We start from the raw sequence: 18986 nt of genomic DNA on the forward strand, positions 1-18986 counted from the left end.
CTGGGTATAAACCTAGACGTTTTTTTATTTTATAACTAAAAAGGTTTGCACACTTAAATTAGTATACAAACCTTAATACTTATTTTTCTTAATTATCTACCTTTGGCTTTTTAACAAATAATGAACAAATTAAACCAATGAATGCTAAGACTACTAAATACCAGAATGCTTTTTCTGCTCCATGTGCTATTAATATTGTTTCTGATATTTTTTCATGAGTTTCTGAAAAATGTTTCATTGCAATAGTATATATTGTAATAGCAATTGTGGTACCAGCTGAACCAGCCACTTGTATTAATGTAGTAATCGTTGCAGAACCATCCGGGTATAATTCTTTTGGTAACTGATTTAGTGCATTTGTTTGAGCAGGCATCATAATCATTGTTATTCCTATAAACATTAACATGAAATTACAGATAATCACCCAAACTGGTGTATGCGCTGATATGGTAAAAGCGAAGATTAACATAGAAATAAATAAAATAACAAAACCAAATATACCAAATATTTTCGCCCCAAATTTATCAAATAATTGACCTATTATAGGGGACAAAATTAAATTCATAATATTGCCTGGTAATAAGATAAGGCCTGCCATAATAGCGCTAAACATTAACGATCCCTTGATATATATCGGTAGAATAATACCTGATCCTAGAATACATAATATAACAAGAAAAACCATAAGAGCCCCTAAATTAAACATGCCATATTTAAATACTCTTAAATTTAACATTGGAGATTTAAGTGTAAATTGACGTCTAACAAAGACTATTAATGCAAGAATACCAATCAACAACGCCCCCCAAACAACTATATTCATGAATGGTTGTTCTGCCATCATATTTAATCCAAAAATTATTCCAGAAAATCCAATTGTCGATAAAATAATAGATAATATATCAATTTTCGGTTTCGTAATTTCTGAAACATTCTCTACTTTATTGATAGCTATAATTAAAATAACGACATATAATACTGCACTAATCCAAAAAATATAGTGCCAACTAAGAGATGAAATGATGATACCAGCAATAGTTGGTCCTAAAGCTGGTCCTGCAGTCATTACAAGTCCCATAATCCCCATAACTACCCCTCTTTTTTCAATGGGGAATATAAGCATTAACACTGTAACCATTAACGGCAGAATAATTCCAGTACCTAACGCTTGGACAATACGACCTAATAGTAAAAAGGAAAATGCAGGTGCTATTGCAGCAATTACAACCCCTATAAGAGATAATATGATACCTGATATTATCAATTTTTTTGTGCTAAACCATTTAGTTAAATAGACAGATACGGGTACCATACATGCCATCGTTAATAAATATCCTGTAGTCAACCATTGGGCTAAAACAGCACTAACATGGTAATCGTTCATTACATTTGTTAATGCCATGTTTAATGCTGTTTCACTAAACATTCCCATAAATCCACCTATCATTAATACAAAAGCAAACATTTTGGGACTTTTTACTTTTACTTGAGTCGTCATTCTATACCTCTTCCCTTATAACATTCTTTTTTTAAAGCATTAGCACTAACTTTAGCAAATGCGTTTCAATTTTGTCAACTTAGTTGACAAAAATAAGGCATAAAATAACTGTTGAACTACAATCTGTGTAAATTCAACAGTTTAATTAACAAAAGATATATTCAGTTATTTTTAAACTCCTTTAAGTTCCAATCTTCACTTAAAAGTTTCTTTAAGGTTTTCATATTTTCAGTACCAAGTTGTTTTTCAATATGCGATTCTAATTGTTGATTAATTTTTAAATACTGTTCATAACATTTTTCTCCATATTTTGTGAGCTGTACACTTTTCTCTTTTTTATTACCTTCTACATCTTTTATAACAGCTATTTCTTTATCTTGTAATTTATTTACAACTTTATGAATGGCTTGACGTGATAAATTCACTGATTGATTTAATTCTACAAAACTTAATTGCTTTTTATAAATTCTAAAAATAACGTACCACTCAGAACTTGATAATTTGCTATCAGTTATTTCTTGATTCGTTAAGTCTTCAACTATCCCTCTTAAATGGCTATGGCGCTCACTTATTAAATCAACAAAATCTAATTTTTCATAGTCTTCATACATATTTTTCACCCGTTAACTTAATCTATTTTCTTATTGAAATTGATAACTGTCATGGCCTTTTGCGAATCCATTAACTGTATACAACATAGAACCGCCACCCATTTCTATATCATTCGCACATATGATTAATTGATTTGTACCAGGGATAAATTGAGGGTGTGTAGAACGTAACATATGACCTTCATCTCGACCTGGCATTAATATTTGTCCAATCGGATAGCCTTTTTTATTAAATACTAATACTCTACCTTGCCCATACATTGCTACATATAAATTATCATCACTATCTATACAACATGAGTCTGGTCCTTCATGACCTGTGAAATAATATGGAATCGTCGCGCCAAATGGTGCAATCGTCACTCCATCTTCTTCTAAGTCTATTCGATGTAGACGATTAGTAGTTGTTTCAGTTACCCAAAGAGTGCGCTCGTCAGTACTTAAAGCAATACCATTAGCAACACTAATATTTTGTATCACAGGTGTTACATGTTGAAAATCTGGTGATACGTAATATACACCGCCTTGAGGATTAGTTGAATACCCTCTAAAATCTGTAAAATAAAATCCACCTTTACTATCAAACACCATATCATCAATACAATATTCAGTAGTTAATTCAGCAATAATTTCTTCAAACTGTTCCCCTTTTTCAGTAGTAGCAAATATTCCGCCAGTTGATTTGAAATCACCTAAATAACAAATAAACAAGCGACCATCTTTATGAATTTTAATTGCTGCTGGATTGTCTTTTTCTGATTGGAATGGACGTGTTACTTCTTTAGATTCGGGATTTACTTTAAAAATATTACCTTTAAAAACATCTAGTAAAAATAATTGACCATCACGATCAAACTGTAGTCCTTCAAGTTGTAGTCCTTTATCGGAAATTTCTACCCATGGTTCAGCCGTAATTGTTTGAAGTTCACTTTCAGAAACAATCGGTGCGACACTTGCTGATTTTCCTTCATATTTTAATGTTGGTAATCCATTTTGTTCCATATCCATACCCCTTCTTTCTTTAATATTAATCACTCCTATTTTATCTGAAATTATTTTTAAAGTCATTGAATGGCTAACTCATTTTAAAATTTAATATATAAAATAATACATAATCATTTTTAATTTATAAGCTGAGATATTGAATCATTTGCTAATTTTGGTACAATATTATAATGGTATAAAAAAATGCACAGACATTAACGAAACAAATGATAAATAATCATATATGATGTAGAAATAATTAGATTAATATTTAGAGGAGAATAAGAATGGATTATAGAGTACTTTTATATTATAAATATACAACTATTGATGACCCCGAAACTTTTGCAGCTGAACATTTAGAGTTTTGTAAAAACAATAACTTAAAAGGTCGTATTTTAGTATCTACAGAAGGTATTAACGGTACATTATCAGGTACAAAAGAAGATACTGATAAATATATGGAACATATGCATGCAGACGAACGTTTTAAAGATATGACATTCAAAGTTGATAAAGCTGAAGGTCATGCTTTCAAAAAAATGCACGTACGTCCTAGAAAAGAAATCGTTGCACTTGATTTAGAAGACGATGTAGATCCACGTGAAACAACTGGTAAATATTACTCACCTAAAGAATTTAAAGAAGCACTTGAAGATGAAAATACAGTCATCTTAGATGCTAGAAATGACTATGAATTTGATTTAGGACACTTCCGTGGTGCAGTACGTCCAGATATTACACGTTTCAGAGACTTACCAGATTGGATTCGTGAAAACAAAGATCAATTAGATGGTAAAAACATCGTGACATATTGTACTGGTGGTATTCGTTGCGAAAAATTCTCTGGTTGGTTAGTTAAAGAAGGCTTTGAAAACGTAGGTCAATTACATGGCGGTATCGCTACTTACGGTAAAGATCCTGAAACTAAAGGCCAATATTGGGATGGCAAAATGTACGTTTTCGATGAACGTATTAGTGTAGATGTTAACCAAGTTGAAAAAACGGTTGTCGGTAAAGAACATTTTGATGGCACACCTTGTGAACGTTACATTAATTGTGCAAATCCAGAATGTAATAAACAAATTCTTGTTTCAGAAGAAAACGAAGAAAAATATTTAGGCGCTTGTTCATATGATTGCGCTAAACATGAACGTAACCGTTATGTAGCAACTCATGACATTAGTGATGAAGAATGGAATCGTCGTTTAGAAAACTTTAAAGACGTACCAGAACACGCTCACGCATAAATAATTATTGATTGGACCCATTTAAAAAAATGTGGTCCTTTTTTATTTTGCAAGTTCATTGAATTAAATGTTTATCAAGAATATAATTGATAATAGTTATCAATTAAAAGATGTGGAGGTTTGCTTAATGTGTACTGGTTTTACGTTTCAGTCTTATCAAAATGAGACTATTTTAGGTCGAACAATGGATTATGATTGGCCTTTAACAGGTCATCCAGCAATACTGCCTCGTCATTATACTTGGGAGTCTCGCGCTGATTATCAAGGTACTACTTTATATGGTTTTGTCGGCACAGGAAGTGACATGGAAGGCTTTATGTTTGGTGATGGCATGAATGAACATGGTCTTGCTATTTCTACACAATACGATAGAGATTATTGCACCTACGCTTCAGAAATACTAGACGATTATATTAATATTTCTCAAAATGATGTATTAATTTGGGTACTTGGATATCATCAAACGATTGAAGAACTCATTCAACATACAAGCAAAGTTAATGTCGTCGCCGTAACACTAACGATATTAATGACGTCCCACCGCTTCATTATCATCTATCCGACGCAACTGGACGTTCTGCAGAAATTACTTTTGAAGACGGACGTATGGTAGTTCGTGATAATCCAATTGGCGTATTAACGAATCATCCAGACTTAAATTGGCATTATGAGAATCTCAAACAGTATATTAATATCACACCTTATCAACCACAATCTCAATTAACCAATGGAGCTACATTACAACCTTTAGGAGCAGAAAGCGGTACACACGGCTTACCTGGTGGTTATACATCAACTGACAGATTTGTCCGTGCTGCTTATTTAACACGTCATCTTAAACCATCACCAAACGATAATCCTATCTTAGATGCTTTTAGAATTTTAGACACAGTGAGCATTCCAAAAGGAGCTGTGCGTCCTAAAGGCAGTGATTTTTACTATACGCTATATCAAACTGTATTTAATTTAAGTACTAAAACGATGTACGTCAAATACTATCAATCTAATCAAATTTTAGAATTACAGCTCAATGAAGATCTTTTAAACAAACAAGATTTAATTATTTATGAACCCATACAAGGCATTTCAACAACGTCTTTAAATTAATATATAGCATATATAAAGGCAGTACTGATACGTTTTATCATGTATCAATACTGCCTAATTTATTATTATTTGTTTTTATGCTTTTACATTTTTTGGAATAAGTATGAACGCAGAAATAACACCTAATACCATCATAACTGCACCTGTTAAGAATGAAATCGATGCAGCAGTGGCAACTGGATAAAATTGCGAACAAACAGTAAAGATTGTGGTGTTAATTGCAACACCAAATGCCATACCAAGCGTTGCTCCCATTTTATATAAACCAGTAGCAAAACTTACTTTATCATCAGGCATATTAAATACTGCAACAGTTAAACCAGGTGTAGCAACTAAACCGTTACCAATGGCGCATATCACAAACGCTACCACTACTACTCCAACATACCAATGTGGCACAAAGAACGTCATACTAATTAAAATGATTCCTAATGTTGGGAATAGTGGACCGGCAATTAACATACTTTTACCACCGAAACGTTTAATCGCAAGCTCACCGAAACGAATCATCAGTATCGCCATAATTGTATAAGGTACGATGACTAATCCAGTTTGTGCTTCGTTTAAGCCAAGTTGTTGTTGAGCATAGCCGTTAAATACAACTGTTGTACCTGTACCAGTATTAACAACAAAGTTATTAATCGTTGCTCCTAAAAATGATTTATTTTTTATAATTGAAAAGTCAATAAACGGTACTGTCTTTTTCTTTTCATAAAAATAAAATATTAATAATGCAATGACAATAATAACGACAAGTGTGATTGTGAATTTCCCAATGCCGTATGTATATCCTTGAGTCATTAGAATCATCAATGCCGCGATAAATATGCCAAACAACACCATACCAACATAATCAAATGGTTGATGATTACGTTCTTCTCGAGGTGCTTCTTGTTTATTTCGTAATATGATTAAAGCAATGATTGATAACACGATAGAAACTATAAATATAGATTGCCAGCCTAAGTGACCAGATAACCATCCACCCACATATGATGTAAGTCCTATACCACCTACCGTTGCAATCATTAAATAGCTATATGCTTTACGTAATTGTTGTCCTTTAAAATGATCTGTAACTAACCCTATCGTCGACGGTAATAAAATCGCCGCTGATAAACCTTGAAATGCACGTCCAATAATTAAAAACGCAGTAATATGCGTACTAATTAGACTTAAACAACCAATAATACTAAATAATAGGCCTAATTTCGTCATTCTTAAATTTCCTATTTTATCGGCAACATCCCCTGCACAAACCATAAATATACCAGTTACAAAGCCTACTAGACTGATAGATAAGTTTTTAGTTGCATCCGTTGTATCAAATGTTTGTTGCACACTAGAACCTATATTGATAAACGATTGTGCGAACATCCAATATGTTAACACTGCAAAGCACGCAGCTAATACGAGACTGCCATCAAATTTATTTACCTTGATAGACACATTTGTCACTCCTTATATTTTAAATGAGAATTATTATCAATTAAGACATAAGTTATTATAGCATGCTTCACTCTCATTAAACATATCTTTTTTATCATTTTTAAAGCTATAAATAACTTGATTACGATATTTATACCTTTTCATCTCATCATATAAGATTATTCATCATAGTTTTGTTCTAATTTACGAAGTTCATCGCGAGTTTGTTTTTTTAATCCTTCTCCATAATCCATCATTTTCACTATATCTTTGAATGCAGCATGTGGTATCGCTAATGCATCGAATTCTTCCGGTTGTACGTGTAAATTGATTTGTTCAGGGTGACCTTCTTTTAACTTACTAACAAAATCTGGCTCAGTCACAAATGGTGATGACATACCTACCATATCTGCATTTTGTAATGCGTCTAAAGCTGTTTCAACGGAATTAATACCACCACTAGCAATCATAGGAATTCTACCATTTAAATGTTCATAGACAACTTGATTCACACGTCGTCCAAAGTTCTCGCCAGGTGTACGTGTCGTATTTTGATATATATGACGTCCCCAACTTGCGATAGCTAAATATTGTATATCAGCAACTTCCATTACCCAGTCTAGATGTTGATTAAATTCATCTACCGTGTAGCCTAAGTCACTACCGCGCGTTTCTTCAGGTGTAGCACGATAACCTAATATAAAACCTTCAGGCGCTTCTTCATCTATTACTTGTTGCACAGCTGACATCACTTCTAAACAAAATCGTGTACGGTTTTCCAGTGAATCTACACCATATTTATCATGACGTTGATTGGAAAAGGTAGAAAGGAATGTTTGTAATAGCAATCGTTGTGCTATAGAAATTTCAACACCATCAAAGCCCGCTTGAATTGCTCTTGAAGTCGCATCTGCATATTGTTGAATGACCTCTTGAATTTTTTCTTGTGACATTTCTAATACTTCATGTTTGATGGGTGAATGTAATGTCATAGGACTTGGACCATATACTTGTCCGTAATTAAGAATAGCTTGATTCGAAAAACGTCCTGCATGAGCTAATTGTATAATTGCTTTGTTGCCTTCCTTATTCATTGCTTGAGCAACTTTTTTCAAACCTGGAATACATGCATCATCCTGAATGTTAAATCCATATTCAAATAGTTGACCATAAGGTTCGATGTACGCAGCACCCGTCACTTGTAATGCTGCCGAATGTGCACGTCTTTCAGCATATCGTAAGTCTTCATCGGTGATATGTCCTTCTTTCGTTGATGAATTGGTTGTCATCGGTGATAAAACAAATCGATTGTTAAGTTGTAAACCATTAGGTAATTGAATAGGTTGTAACAATGCTGAGTAATCTTCCATGTCGTATCCTCTTCTTTCGTTCACATTTATTAAACTCAACGTATCACTAACATGCCCAATAATCAATTTAAGAAATTGTGTCACCCATTAATATGATTTTTATATTTTAACTATGGCGCTTTTAGTACGAATATACTTTAACAATTATTTTTTATTTTTTAATCCAAAAATTTAACAAATTAGGGCAATGACAGTTACAATAAGAGTGGGTATATAAAACGGAAGTAAGATGGAGATGAGTCTTTGGTGGAACTAAGTATTCTTGATTATGCAATGATTGATGAAGGAAAAAATGCACAACAAGCTTTAGATGATACAGTCCGATTAGCTAAACTGGCTGATAAATTAAATTACAAACGTTTTTGGATTACAGAACATCACAATGTGCCTGCCTTTGCATGTAGTAGTCCAGAACTATTAATCATGCAATTGTTAGGACAAACATCACATATTAAGTTAGGGTCAGGTGGCGTAATGCTTCCACACTATAGTCCTTATAAAGTGGCCGAAAACTTTCGTATGTTAGAAAATTTTTATCCTAATCGTGTCGACTTAGGTATTGGTAATAATGTGGGGACGCCTATAGTCAAACGTGCTATGGATGAAGATAAAGCTGATTATCTAGATTATCAACAAAGCATTATCGATATCAGACAATATATAACGGATCAAACAGCGGAACAACGTTTTCCATCTATTATTGCACAACCACAAATTTCACACCATTCAGATATGTGGTTACTAGCTATGAGTCAACGTTCAGCTAAGATGGCAGCAGAACAAGGTATGGGCTTTGTCTTAGGTACATTTTTATTACCTAACGAAGCAGCTATTCAATCAAGTAAGTTAAGTATTCAAACGTACCATGATCACTTTCAAACAACATCATTACAAATGGAACCAAGAGTCATCATCACTGTTTTCACTATCGTTACTGATACAGAAGAACAAGCTTACAACTTACAACAAGCTTTAGATGTCTGGTTATTAGGAAAGGAAAACTTTTCAGAGTTCGACAAATTCCCTTCTCCTGAAACAGCAGCAGCATATCAATTATCCGACCGTGACCGAACACGAATACAAGATACACATGCTTCGATATTAGCTGGTACAATTGATACTGTTAAACCAAAACTAGATAAAATGGTTGAAGATTTTAATGCAGATGAAGTGTTAATTGTTCCACTCTTACCAGGTATTGATAATCGTTGCCGTACTATCGAATTACTAGCACAAGCATATTTATAAATATTGAAAGGAAGATGCAAAATGGCTAAATTAGCAAATTATATCAAAGTTGAAAAAGAAGGAAATCAATACGTGTACTATATGACTCCAGAATTACAAGATGACGTAGGTACTGTTGGTTATGTAGAATTCATGTCTCCAGATAAAGTCGAGAAAAATGATGAAATTGTAAGTATTGAAGCTTCTAAAACAGTATTAGATGTTCAATCACCTCTTGCAGGAACAATTGTTGAGCGTAACACTAAAGCAGAAGATGAACCTACTATCTTAAATTCTGAAAAACCTGAAGACAATTGGTTAGTTAAATTAGAAGATGTTGACGAAGACGCATTCAATGCATTACCAGAGGCATAAATGATACAGACACAACAAGAGCGACTACATTATCTCATTCAATATCTGTGGCAAGAAGCACATGGTGATAAGTCTTTAAACATACCTTCTAATGAACAAGACCAATGGGAATTATTTAGAGGATTAGTAAATGTACGATCACCTAAACCAATTGACGATGAATTCCTTAAGATACAAGACGCGTATTTAAGCACTTTAAACAATGAAAATCCGGTTAACATCGATGAGTTATCACCTATTTTAGGAAACAATATTTATTTATGGCAAGGTGACATTACTCGTCTTAAGGTAGATGGTATTGTGAATGCTGCAAACAGTCGTTTATTAGGCTGTATGCAAGCAAATCATAACTGTATAGACAATATCATTCACACTAAAGCAGGTGTTCAACTTCGTTTAGCATGTCATGATATTATCGAAGAACAAGGTCGTAAGGAAGGCATGGGCAAAGCCAAAATAACGTCTGCTTATAATCTTCCATCACAGTATGTGTTGCATACAGTTGGGCCTCAAGTTCGTAAATTGCCTGTTTCTCAAATGAATAAAGATTTGTTGGCTAATAGTTATCTTAATTGTTTAAAATTAGCTGATAAATACGACATGAAACATATCGCTTTCTGTTGTATATCTACCGGTGTTTTTGGTTTTCCTCAACAGGAAGCGTGTAATATTGCTATTGAAACAATTTTAGATTATTTAAAAGAATCTCAGTCATCGTTAAAAGTTGTATTCAACGTCTTTACTAATGAAGACCATGCATTATATAAGGAGGCGCTTAGTCATTATGAATCAAACTAATTGGAAAGCGCTCCAACTTGCTCAAAGCGAAGCATCACAATCAAGCATTTTAGCACAAGCCATCGATGAAGCCGATGCAGTGGTTATCGGTATCGGTGCGGGTATGTCCGCATCAGATGGTTTTACATATGTTGGAGAACGTTTCACGTCTAACTTTCCTGATTTTATCGAAAAATATAACTTCTTCGATATGCTTCAAGCCAGTTTATATCCATATGGTAGTTGGCAAGAATATTGGGCGTTTGAAAGTCGCTTTGTCAAACTCAATTATTTAGATCAACCAGTCGGTGCTTCTTATGTAGCACTTAAAAATATATTAAAAGATAAAGACTACCACATCATTACAACAAACGCCGATAATGCTTTTCTCGTAGCTAATTATGATTTAAATAAAGTATTTCATATTCAAGGTGAATATATTTTATGGCAATGTAGTCAACACTGCCATGCACAGACTTATCGTGATGATGATGCCATTCGTGAAATGGTAGCCAAACAAGAAGATATGAAAATTCCTTGGGAACTTATTCCTCATTGTCCTAAATGTGATGCCCCTATGGAAATTAATAAACGTAAAGCAGAAGTTGGCATGGTAGAAGATGCAGATTTCCATGCACAACTAGACCGTTATAATGCTTTCCTTGAAGCACATCAAACGGGTAAAGTATTGTATTTAGAAATTGGTATCGGCTATACGACACCTCAATTTGTGAAACATCCATTCCAACGCATGACACGTCAAAACCCAGACGCTATTTTTATGACTTTAAATAAAAAGGCTTATCGCATTCCAAATACAATTAAAGATAAAACAATTCATTTAACTGAAGATATTTCGACATTAATTACAGATGCACAACAAAAATTAACAACTTAGGAGCTAAAAATATGTATTTAATTGAACCTATTCGAAACGGCGAATACATTGCTGATGGCGCCGTAAATCTTGCGATGCAAGTATATGTAAACCAAAACATTTTCTTAGATGAAGACATTCTATTACCTTATTATTGCAAACCTAAAATAGAGATTGGACGTTTTCAAAATACTGCTGTTGAGTTAAACCAAGACTATGTTGATGATAATAATATTAAAGTCGTACGTAGAGATACTGGTGGTGGCGCTGTTTACGTAGATGAAGGCGCAGTGAATGTATGTTGTATTTTAGAACAAGACACATCTATCTATGGAGACTTTCAAAGATTTTACCGTCCAGCGATTGAAGCATTACATAATTTAGGTGCTACTGATGTTATTCAAAGCGGACGTAATGATTTAGCGCTCAATGGTAAAAAAGTTTCTGGTGCCGCAATGACTGTTATTAACAAACGTATTTATGGTGGCTATTCATTACTATTAGATGTTGATTATGAAGCAATGGTTAAATCACTTAACCCTAATCGCAAAAAGATTGAATCAAAAGGTATTCAATCCGTACGCGCTCGTGTAGGTAACATAAGGGACTCACTTTCACCAGAATATCAAAATATCACGATTCAAGACTTTAAAGATCTTATCATTACGCAATTAATGGGTATAGATGATATCAAAGATGCCAAGCGTTATGAATTAACAGATGAAGATTGGGCTGGTATTGATCAATTAGTAGCTGAAAAATATGATAATTGGGAATGGAACTATGGTCGTTCTCCACGTTATGAATATAATCGTAACGATCGCTTCGCATGTGGCACAATTGATATTTCTCTATCAATTGCCGGAAATCGTATAGAAGGATGCAGTATCTTTGGTGATTTCTTCGGTCAAGGTGATATTAAGGATGTAGAAGACCAATTGATTGGTACTCGCATGGTCAAAAGTGATTTACTCGATTGTCTTAACAATATTGATTTAAACTTCTATTTCGGCAAAGTAACTGCAGAAGAATTAGTTGCATTGATATTGAGTTAGAATTAATAAAATTTTTTCAAAGGCATAAGTCCAAAATAAAAGCCAGTAAATGAACTATTGTTAAATTCATTTACTGGCTTATTTATAATACTACGTAACAACATGTGTTTTTAAATGAAAAGTACTTTTCTATTTTCAAAAATTATAAGCTATAACTGTTTCTTAAGATTGTTGTTCTAATTTTTTGTCTGATTTATTTTTAATAAATATAGCAACCGTTGCAAGCACAATGATGAATATAATTGAGCCAACGATTCCTGTAAATTTCACTATATTACCAAATATAATACCTACTGCTAAGAAATCAGTGTCTGAGAATGTAGTTGAAGCAAGACCTAAATCTCCTAAGAAAGGCAAGAATAACAATGGTAAAAATGTAATCAATAAACCATTCAACGCTGATCCTGCAATAGCACCTTTAATTCCCCCTCGAGCGTTACCAAACACTGCTGATGCCGCTCCTAGGAAGAAGTGTGCTACTACTCCAGGTAAAATAACTACGCCACCAAATAAGAATAATATGAACATACCTATTACACCTGTGATAAAACTTACAAAGAACCCAATTAGAACGGCATTTTGTGCATAAGGGAATACTATCGGACAGTCTAACGCAGGTTTAGAATTAGGTACAATTTTCTCAGATATACCTTTAAATGCCGGCACAATTTCTGCTAATATCAATCTAACACCAGTTAAAATGATAAATACACCTGCTGCAAATGTAACCCCTTGAATCACTGAAAATACAATAAAGTTTTGGCCATCGCTAATTTTATCTACATAACCTACTCCTGCAAACAATGAAGCTATAAAGTATAATAAAGCCATGGTAATTGAAATACTAATTGTACTTTCTCTTAAAAAGCTTAATCCCTTAGGAAATTTAATATCTTCAGTTGATTTAGATTTACCTTTAAATAACTTACCAACTTCGCCTGCAGCCCAATAACTAACAGTACCAAAATGTCCCAGTGCAACTTGGTCATTTCCAGTGATCTTCCGCATTGTTGGTTGAGCTAGTGCCGGTAAAATAGCCATAATCAAACCTAAAATAATTGAGCCTATAATCACAGTCAACGATCCTTTAACATGACCGACTGTTAATAATATCGCTAAAAAAGCAGCCATATAAAATGTATGATGACCTGTTAAAAATATATATTTAAGATTTGTAACACGTGCTATCAAAATATTTAAAATCATACCAAACACCATAATAAGTGCTGCAGTAGTACCATAATCTTTTAGTGCTAATGAAATAATAGCTTCATTGTTAGGTACGATTCCTTGCACGCCAAATGCATGTTGGAAAATTTTGCCAAAAGGTTCAAGTGATTTTGAAACGACTTCCGCGCCAGCACTTAGAATTAGAAATCCTAACATGGTTTTAATTGTACCTGAAGTTATGGCTGATGCTGATTTCTTTTGAACTAATAACCCTATAAAAGCTATAAGTGCTACTAATATAGCTGGTTGACTTAAAATGTCTACTATAAAATCAAGAATTGATTTCATATGCCAAACCTCCTTTTAAATAATATTTAATTCTTTTAACTTACTTTCAAGTTTTTGCTGTAGTTCTTCTTTATCTAAAATGTTATCTAATACTAAAACATCTCCGAGACGTTCTGCATTTTCTTCTAAATCTCGACCACAGATAAATAAATCTGCCATTTCAGGACTAGCTGTCATAATATCGCTATGCTCTACTTCAACATCAGAAGGTGCATTTAAGTTTTTCAAAGCTTCCTGAGCATTCATTTCAACCATAAAACTACTTCCTAATCCATGTCCGCAAACTACTAAAATTTTCATCTTAATCATTCTCCTTTAAAATTTTTATAATTTCTTCTTTATTTTCTGCATTAGTTAAACGTGTAACTCTCTCAGAATCTCCTAAAATTCCTGCTAAACTTTGTAATATATTCAAATGTGATGTATTATCGATTGCACTCAATACGAAAACTAGTGATGCATAATGACTATTCTCTGAAAAATTAATATGTTGATTGAGCTTCAGAAGACTTAATCCTACTTCGTTAACATTATGATCTGGTCTTGCGTGTGCAATAGCTATCTCCGGTGCTATAACAATATATGGGCCAAATTCATGAACACTTTCAATCATTGAAGTAATATAATCATGATTAATAATATTGTTATCTAATAATGGCTCTGAAGCTATTTCTATCGCTTCAATCCAATTTGATACTTGATTTTTTATAATAATTTTATCTTCTGTCAAAATATCTAATGCCACTCATTACACCCTTTCTACTGAGATTTCTTTAATATATTGATTTATCTTTTTAATGTTTCCTTCCAAAAATGCTTTCTTTTTAACTTCATCAGTTAAAAGCTGACTCAATTGTCCAAGTGCTTTTAAGTGAATATGAGGTTTTTCTGTTGCTAAAACAATAATTACCTTAACTGGATCATATGTTTGATGGCCAAAAGAAATTCCATTTTCAATATAAGCTAACCCAAATCCAGCACCACTTCGAACATATGTCGTATCAGAATGAAGTAAAGCTATGTGTGGACTAATAATCATATATGGACCAAACGATTCCATTTGTTTTATGATTTCGTCTGCATATCTATAATCAATGATGTCATCATGAAACAACAATTCTGAAACTTGATGTATAGCCTTTTCTTTATTAACAATTTGATTTAATTTAATAATTCTATGTTCAGGTAAAAGTTTTCTAAGATTTTCACCCATATGTTCAATATTAACCACTTTAGATTCTCTGAAATGATTTACTATTTGATTTAATTTATCTCTAGAATTTCTATTTAAAAAGGCATCTACCGTTACAACTGGGAGCTGATTAAACTCACAGTCTACTGTTGATATAATGTAATCCACACCTTTACTTAACAATGCTTTTTCATCAATTTGATAAATTGAATATGCATCAATCACTTCAAATTCAGGATAGATATTGCCTAATTTACTTTTTAATAATTGAGATGTTCCTATCCCCGAACCACATAACAATACCACTTTGATATAACTGTGCTTTTGTGTAGAAACACGTTCGATACTAGAAACAAAATGAACAGTAAGATAAGCAATTTCATCTTCAGTAAATGTTATTTCATAAGTTTTTTCGATTAATTCGATGTTTCTACTTAAGATGTCGTAAACATTTCTATATTGATTTTGTATATCATCTTTTAAAGGATTCTTTTCAACTAAATTAAACTTTAATCTGTGAATTGCTGGTTGTAAGTGTACTATTAATCCTTTTAATAATTTTTTGTCTTCCCGCAAATCAATGCCCATTTCAACACTAACTTGTTTAATAAGCTCGTTTATCATATGTTCTAATTCACTAGTATTTATGTAATTTTCTTTGATATTAGAAATTTTGGAACTTAATAAATGTAACGTTATGAAAATGGCTTCTGATTTAGGGAATTGAATATCAAATTCTTTTTCTAAATTCTTTTTCAATTTTTCAGAAATACGATATTGAACTGTGTCACATACTTTTTCATATTCACTGTTTGGTACATCAATTGAGTAATTCAACTTCAATCTATGTATAGCAATAATAATATGATATACCAAGCCATCAACAGCCGATTGTACAAGCTGATAATCCTCTTCTATTAAAGTATCAATAACTGTTTTTCTGACACTCGCTAATTCTGCTTCAGAAAATAAATGATCTTGGAAATATGGCACAGTCATTTTGAAATAATTTTTTACTGTATTGGCATAGGCTTGTCGAAATGCTTCTTCTTCACCAATAATGATAAATCCCTTATTTTGTATATATTTCATTTCTAATTGATAAGTCGCTAACCATTGTTGTACTGATTTAAGATCATTAACAATAGTTCGTCTTGATACTTTCATTAGTTCTGCTAAATGATTAGATGACATAGGTTGTGTCGACTCAAAAAGTGTAATTAAAATATTTATTTTACGTTCATTTTTAGTAAGATGAACTGTATTAGCGATAGCTTCGAATTCACTATTTAAACTATTTTGATTCAATGACTTCGCCTTTACACCTAATGATTTATGTCTAATCAACATGAATTGCTTATTGTCTTGAACACTTTCAATATGTTGTAAATCATATTGTATTGAACGTTGTGAGATATCAAACATATCTGCTAACCTAGCGATGGATACAAACGTTTCTGCTTTCAGTAAGAAATACAAAATCTTTGTTTGTCGATTACTTAACAATATCTAATCCTCCTAATTTCATTGTAAGCGATTTCTTAATCTAATAGATGTGCAATTCTTTTCATATTTAAATCCGAAATTATGCATATCAATGTGCCGCTTTAATTTTATACAAATTTTGTTTAGCTTAAAATATAGCTAACTCATGTTATGATTTATTAAAATAACTACGTCGATTGGATGGGATATTTTTATGAAAATATTGGTCACTGGATTTGATCCGTTTGAGGGTAATGAAATGAATCCTTCTTGGGAGGCTGTCAAACAATTATCTTCTCAAATCGGGAAGCATGACATCACTAAAATAGAGATTCCTACTGTATTTCATAAAGCTATTGAGGTCATTGAGCAAAAATTAAACTCAGAGCACTATGATGCTGTCGTTGCTATTGGGCAAGCTGGAGGACGCGCAGAAATCACACCTGAACGTATTGGAATTAATATTGATGATGCGCGAATTGCAGATAACGATGGGAACCAACCTATAGATATACCTATACGAAAAAATGGAGCTGCCGCTTACTTCTCAAATTTACCTGTTAAGCGTATGACAGAAAGTATAAAAAATAATGGAGTTCCCGCTAAACTTTCGAATACTGCAGGAACATTTGTATGTAATCATATCTTGTATCAATTAGGATATTTAAATGCGACACAATACCCTAATTTATTATTTGGATTTATCCATGTCCCTTATTTACCAGAGCAGGTTACTAACAAACCCGGCACACCTTCCATGTCTTTAAATACAATTGTCCAAGGATTAACCGCTGCTATTAAATCCATCGACCATTCACCTGATTTAAAAATAGCTTTAGGCGAAACACATTAGTGTCACATATAAGAAAAAACCGGAAATGAAAAGCACATTCATTTCCGGTTTTGCTATTTTATATTGTAGGTGGTCCTAACAATGACCATGCTTTTTGACGTCTAACATGATTATCAGCAAAAATATGAAGCATAGCAATACATAATAAAGTATGTTCTTGGAAAAATGAATCTTTTCCCGCTCGAACTTCTGCATAGTCTCCTACTTGCTTCCAACTTGCAATATCTGTATCTAATTTCGCATCTTTAATATATGCATTTTGATTTTCATCGGCATAAATATTCAATATCCTATCATTGAGTTTAATAATGCCATACGTATCTTTACTTCCACTACTCTTTTTATCAAACAATACTTTTTGTTGCGTATTATCGTGATAGTAATCCAATGCAAAATGCTTACTATCTAGCATGGATTTAGCATTTGCTTTAATTATCACATTACCCTCATGATTACGAACTTCATATTTTCTAAAACGTAACGACAACGTTAAAATACTGATTAACCTTTGTATTGGATTATTATAAACTTTTCGAATATAAGCTATGTCTTGATTAGTTTCATCATATACAACAGATGCTTTGGTTGAAAAAGGATTCCTTTTTTTATACTTATACATCAAGTTACCACCTTATAATTCTATTTTAGCTACTTTTCTTAATATCATCTTACTATAAATATCCTACAACTGTACAAGCTTCTAATGCATACAACTTATTAATTACGGGTAAACATTACTGGAATGATAAGTATAATTTTTATACAAAGGAGAATAACTAATATGACTAACACAGTATATGATGTTATAGATACAGGAGTTCATTATTTATTAAATATGTACGAAGATTGGAAAATTGAAGACGTATTAGATAAAGATAGCGACGTATTCCCTAATAATTTACATTGGCAATTGGGTCATGTATTAACTGTTTTCGAAAATGCTTTATCTAAAGGTGACCAAAATGTCGTAGATTTAGATCTTTATAGAAAACTATTTGCGCCAGGTTCTAAACCTGCAGATTGGTCCAACATTGACGGTGACGTTCCTGATATAGAAAGTATCTTAAATGATATTAAAACAATTCCTGAACGTGCAAGAAAATTAACAGATGAACAATTATCTATAGAACTAGATCAACCGATTGCTGGTTTCTCAACTGTTGAAGGTTTATTAATGTTAAATGCCATCCATATTCCACTTCATGCTGGTAAAATGGAAGAAATGGCACGTGTATTAAAACATCAATAATTCTGTTTCATTTTAACGGATTACACTTTGAAGTGGAATCCGTTTTATCTTGTTAAAAGCTTACTGATAATTTTTCTCAATTAAATATTTGAAAGCTATGTACAAACTTTTATTTTAGGATTATTCTGAT

General features: G+C 32.7%; 18 protein-coding genes and 1 pseudogene. 9 read left to right on the plus strand and 10 right to left on the minus strand.

The window, feature by feature from the left end; translation table 11 throughout:
* Positions 1-88 precede the first annotated feature (88 nt).
* The 3 genes from GVY01_RS10520 to GVY01_RS10530 all read right to left on the minus strand — a co-directional run bounded on the left by GVY01_RS10520 (position 89) and on the right by GVY01_RS10530 (position 3111).
* Positions 89-1498 carry a DHA2 family efflux MFS transporter permease subunit gene (locus tag GVY01_RS10520; protein ID WP_159333761.1) on the minus strand — a complete coding sequence of 470 codons (1410 nt, stop codon included), beginning with the start codon at positions 1496-1498 and terminating at the stop codon, positions 89-91.
* Positions 1499-1659: 161 nt separating this feature from the next.
* Entirely contained in the window at positions 1660-2109 is a 450-nt protein-coding gene (locus tag GVY01_RS10525) for a MarR family winged helix-turn-helix transcriptional regulator (protein WP_017637285.1), read from the minus strand.
* 30 nt (positions 2110-2139) lie between these two features.
* The gene (locus GVY01_RS10530; RefSeq protein WP_108017154.1) at positions 2140-3111 is read right to left on the minus strand and encodes an SMP-30/gluconolactonase/LRE family protein; all 972 of its coding nucleotides are present in this window, start codon (positions 3109-3111) and stop codon (positions 2140-2142) included.
* 269 nt (positions 3112-3380) lie between these two features.
* Between GVY01_RS10530 and trhO the strand changes: the two genes are divergently transcribed.
* Complete coding sequence (gene trhO / locus GVY01_RS10535) at positions 3381-4343, plus strand: oxygen-dependent tRNA uridine(34) hydroxylase TrhO (protein ID WP_017637287.1); 963 nt, start codon at positions 3381-3383, stop codon at positions 4341-4343.
* A gap of 127 nt (positions 4344-4470) precedes the next feature.
* Positions 4471-5450: pseudogene (locus tag GVY01_RS10540) on the plus strand (choloylglycine hydrolase family protein).
* A 75-nt stretch (positions 5451-5525) separates the two neighbouring features.
* On the opposite strand, the gene GVY01_RS10545 reads toward GVY01_RS10540, so the two are convergent.
* The gene (locus GVY01_RS10545; RefSeq protein ID WP_017637288.1) at positions 5526-6899 is read right to left on the minus strand and encodes an MFS transporter; all 1374 of its coding nucleotides are present in this window, start codon (positions 6897-6899) and stop codon (positions 5526-5528) included.
* Positions 6900-7057: 158 nt separating this feature from the next.
* Positions 7058-8248: an NADH-dependent flavin oxidoreductase gene (locus tag GVY01_RS10550; protein WP_017637289.1), complete on the minus strand. Its 1191-nt coding sequence runs from the start codon at positions 8246-8248 to the stop codon at positions 7058-7060.
* A gap of 243 nt (positions 8249-8491) precedes the next feature.
* On the opposite strand from GVY01_RS10550, the gene GVY01_RS10555 reads away from it, so the two are divergent.
* Genes GVY01_RS10555 through GVY01_RS10575 form a run of 5 tightly spaced genes read left to right on the plus strand, consistent with a single transcriptional unit; the run spans position 8492 to position 12559 of the window.
* A complete protein-coding gene (locus GVY01_RS10555; protein ID WP_026083483.1) occupies positions 8492-9496 on the plus strand; it encodes an LLM class flavin-dependent oxidoreductase in 1005 nt (334 codons plus the stop codon).
* Between the two features lie 21 nt (positions 9497-9517).
* Positions 9518-9850: a glycine cleavage system protein H gene (locus GVY01_RS10560; protein ID WP_017637291.1), complete on the plus strand. Its 333-nt coding sequence runs from the start codon at positions 9518-9520 to the stop codon at positions 9848-9850.
* Positions 9851-10648 carry a protein-ADP-ribose hydrolase gene (locus GVY01_RS10565; protein ID WP_017637292.1) on the plus strand — a complete coding sequence of 266 codons (798 nt, stop codon included), beginning with the start codon at positions 9851-9853 and terminating at the stop codon, positions 10646-10648.
* Positions 10635-11525, plus strand: a complete 891-nt coding sequence (locus tag GVY01_RS10570) for an SIR2 family NAD-dependent protein deacylase (RefSeq protein ID WP_017637293.1) — start codon at positions 10635-10637, stop codon at positions 11523-11525. Before GVY01_RS10565 ends, GVY01_RS10570 begins: the two co-directional genes overlap by 14 nt.
* A gap of 11 nt (positions 11526-11536) precedes the next feature.
* On the plus strand, positions 11537-12559 hold the full coding sequence (locus GVY01_RS10575) for a lipoate--protein ligase (protein WP_017637294.1): 1023 nt from the start codon (positions 11537-11539) through the stop codon (positions 12557-12559).
* A gap of 162 nt (positions 12560-12721) precedes the next feature.
* Here GVY01_RS10575 and GVY01_RS10580 read toward each other — a convergent pair whose 3' ends face one another.
* From GVY01_RS10580 to GVY01_RS10595, 4 genes are read right to left on the minus strand one after another with little or no spacing between them, the layout of a single operon-like run.
* Positions 12722-14077: a PTS ascorbate transporter subunit IIC gene (locus GVY01_RS10580; protein WP_017637295.1), complete on the minus strand. Its 1356-nt coding sequence runs from the start codon at positions 14075-14077 to the stop codon at positions 12722-12724.
* 15 nt (positions 14078-14092) lie between these two features.
* Positions 14093-14377 carry a PTS sugar transporter subunit IIB gene (locus GVY01_RS10585; protein WP_017637296.1) on the minus strand — a complete coding sequence of 95 codons (285 nt, stop codon included), beginning with the start codon at positions 14375-14377 and terminating at the stop codon, positions 14093-14095.
* Between the two features lies 1 nt (position 14378).
* Positions 14379-14822, minus strand: coding sequence for a PTS sugar transporter subunit IIA (locus tag GVY01_RS10590; protein ID WP_017637297.1), 444 nt, complete (start codon positions 14820-14822; stop codon positions 14379-14381).
* 3 nt (positions 14823-14825) lie between these two features.
* Complete coding sequence (locus tag GVY01_RS10595; protein ID WP_017637298.1) at positions 14826-16775, minus strand: BglG family transcription antiterminator; 1950 nt, start codon at positions 16773-16775, stop codon at positions 14826-14828.
* A gap of 193 nt (positions 16776-16968) precedes the next feature.
* On the opposite strand from GVY01_RS10595, the gene pcp reads away from it, so the two are divergent.
* Positions 16969-17607: a pyroglutamyl-peptidase I gene (gene pcp / locus GVY01_RS10600; protein WP_017637299.1), complete on the plus strand. Its 639-nt coding sequence runs from the start codon at positions 16969-16971 to the stop codon at positions 17605-17607.
* 58 nt (positions 17608-17665) lie between these two features.
* Here the strand turns inward: pcp and GVY01_RS10605 are convergent, their stop codons facing one another.
* Positions 17666-18226: a tubby C-terminal domain-like protein gene (locus GVY01_RS10605; RefSeq protein WP_017637300.1), complete on the minus strand. Its 561-nt coding sequence runs from the start codon at positions 18224-18226 to the stop codon at positions 17666-17668.
* 162 nt (positions 18227-18388) lie between these two features.
* Between GVY01_RS10605 and GVY01_RS10610 the strand changes: the two genes are divergently transcribed.
* Positions 18389-18856 carry a bacillithiol transferase BstA gene (locus GVY01_RS10610; protein ID WP_017637301.1) on the plus strand — a complete coding sequence of 156 codons (468 nt, stop codon included), beginning with the start codon at positions 18389-18391 and terminating at the stop codon, positions 18854-18856.
* Positions 18857-18986: the final 130 nt, after the last annotated feature.

It is taken from the genome of Staphylococcus sp. 8AQ (genome assembly GCF_902506595.1).
Classification (GTDB): domain Bacteria; phylum Bacillota; class Bacilli; order Staphylococcales; family Staphylococcaceae; genus Staphylococcus; species Staphylococcus pasteuri.

Bases quoted from the DNA above. Each gene is read 5' to 3' on its own strand.
- GVY01_RS10520 (WP_159333761.1), bottom strand. From the start codon at position 1,498: ATGACGACTCAAGTAAAAGTAAAAAGTCCCAAAATGTTTGCTTTTGTA.
- GVY01_RS10525 (WP_017637285.1), bottom strand. From the start codon at position 2,109: ATGTATGAAGACTATGAAAAATTAGATTTTGTTGATTTAATAAGTGAG.
- GVY01_RS10530 (WP_108017154.1), bottom strand. From the start codon at position 3,111: ATGGAACAAAATGGATTACCAACATTAAAATATGAAGGAAAATCAGCA.
- trhO (WP_017637287.1), top strand. From the start codon at position 3,381: ATGGATTATAGAGTACTTTTATATTATAAATATACAACTATTGATGAC.
- GVY01_RS10550 (WP_017637289.1), bottom strand. From the start codon at position 8,248: ATGGAAGATTACTCAGCATTGTTACAACCTATTCAATTACCTAATGGT.
- GVY01_RS10560 (WP_017637291.1), top strand. From the start codon at position 9,518: ATGGCTAAATTAGCAAATTATATCAAAGTTGAAAAAGAAGGAAATCAA.
- GVY01_RS10565 (WP_017637292.1), top strand. From the start codon at position 9,851: ATGATACAGACACAACAAGAGCGACTACATTATCTCATTCAATATCTG.
- GVY01_RS10570 (WP_017637293.1), top strand. From the start codon at position 10,635: ATGAATCAAACTAATTGGAAAGCGCTCCAACTTGCTCAAAGCGAAGCA.
- GVY01_RS10575 (WP_017637294.1), top strand. From the start codon at position 11,537: ATGTATTTAATTGAACCTATTCGAAACGGCGAATACATTGCTGATGGC.
- GVY01_RS10580 (WP_017637295.1), bottom strand. From the start codon at position 14,077: ATGAAATCAATTCTTGATTTTATAGTAGACATTTTAAGTCAACCAGCT.
- GVY01_RS10585 (WP_017637296.1), bottom strand. From the start codon at position 14,377: ATGAAAATTTTAGTAGTTTGCGGACATGGATTAGGAAGTAGTTTTATG.
- pcp (WP_017637299.1), top strand. From the start codon at position 16,969: ATGAAAATATTGGTCACTGGATTTGATCCGTTTGAGGGTAATGAAATG.
- GVY01_RS10605 (WP_017637300.1), bottom strand. From the start codon at position 18,226: ATGTATAAGTATAAAAAAAGGAATCCTTTTTCAACCAAAGCATCTGTT.
- GVY01_RS10610 (WP_017637301.1), top strand. From the start codon at position 18,389: ATGACTAACACAGTATATGATGTTATAGATACAGGAGTTCATTATTTA.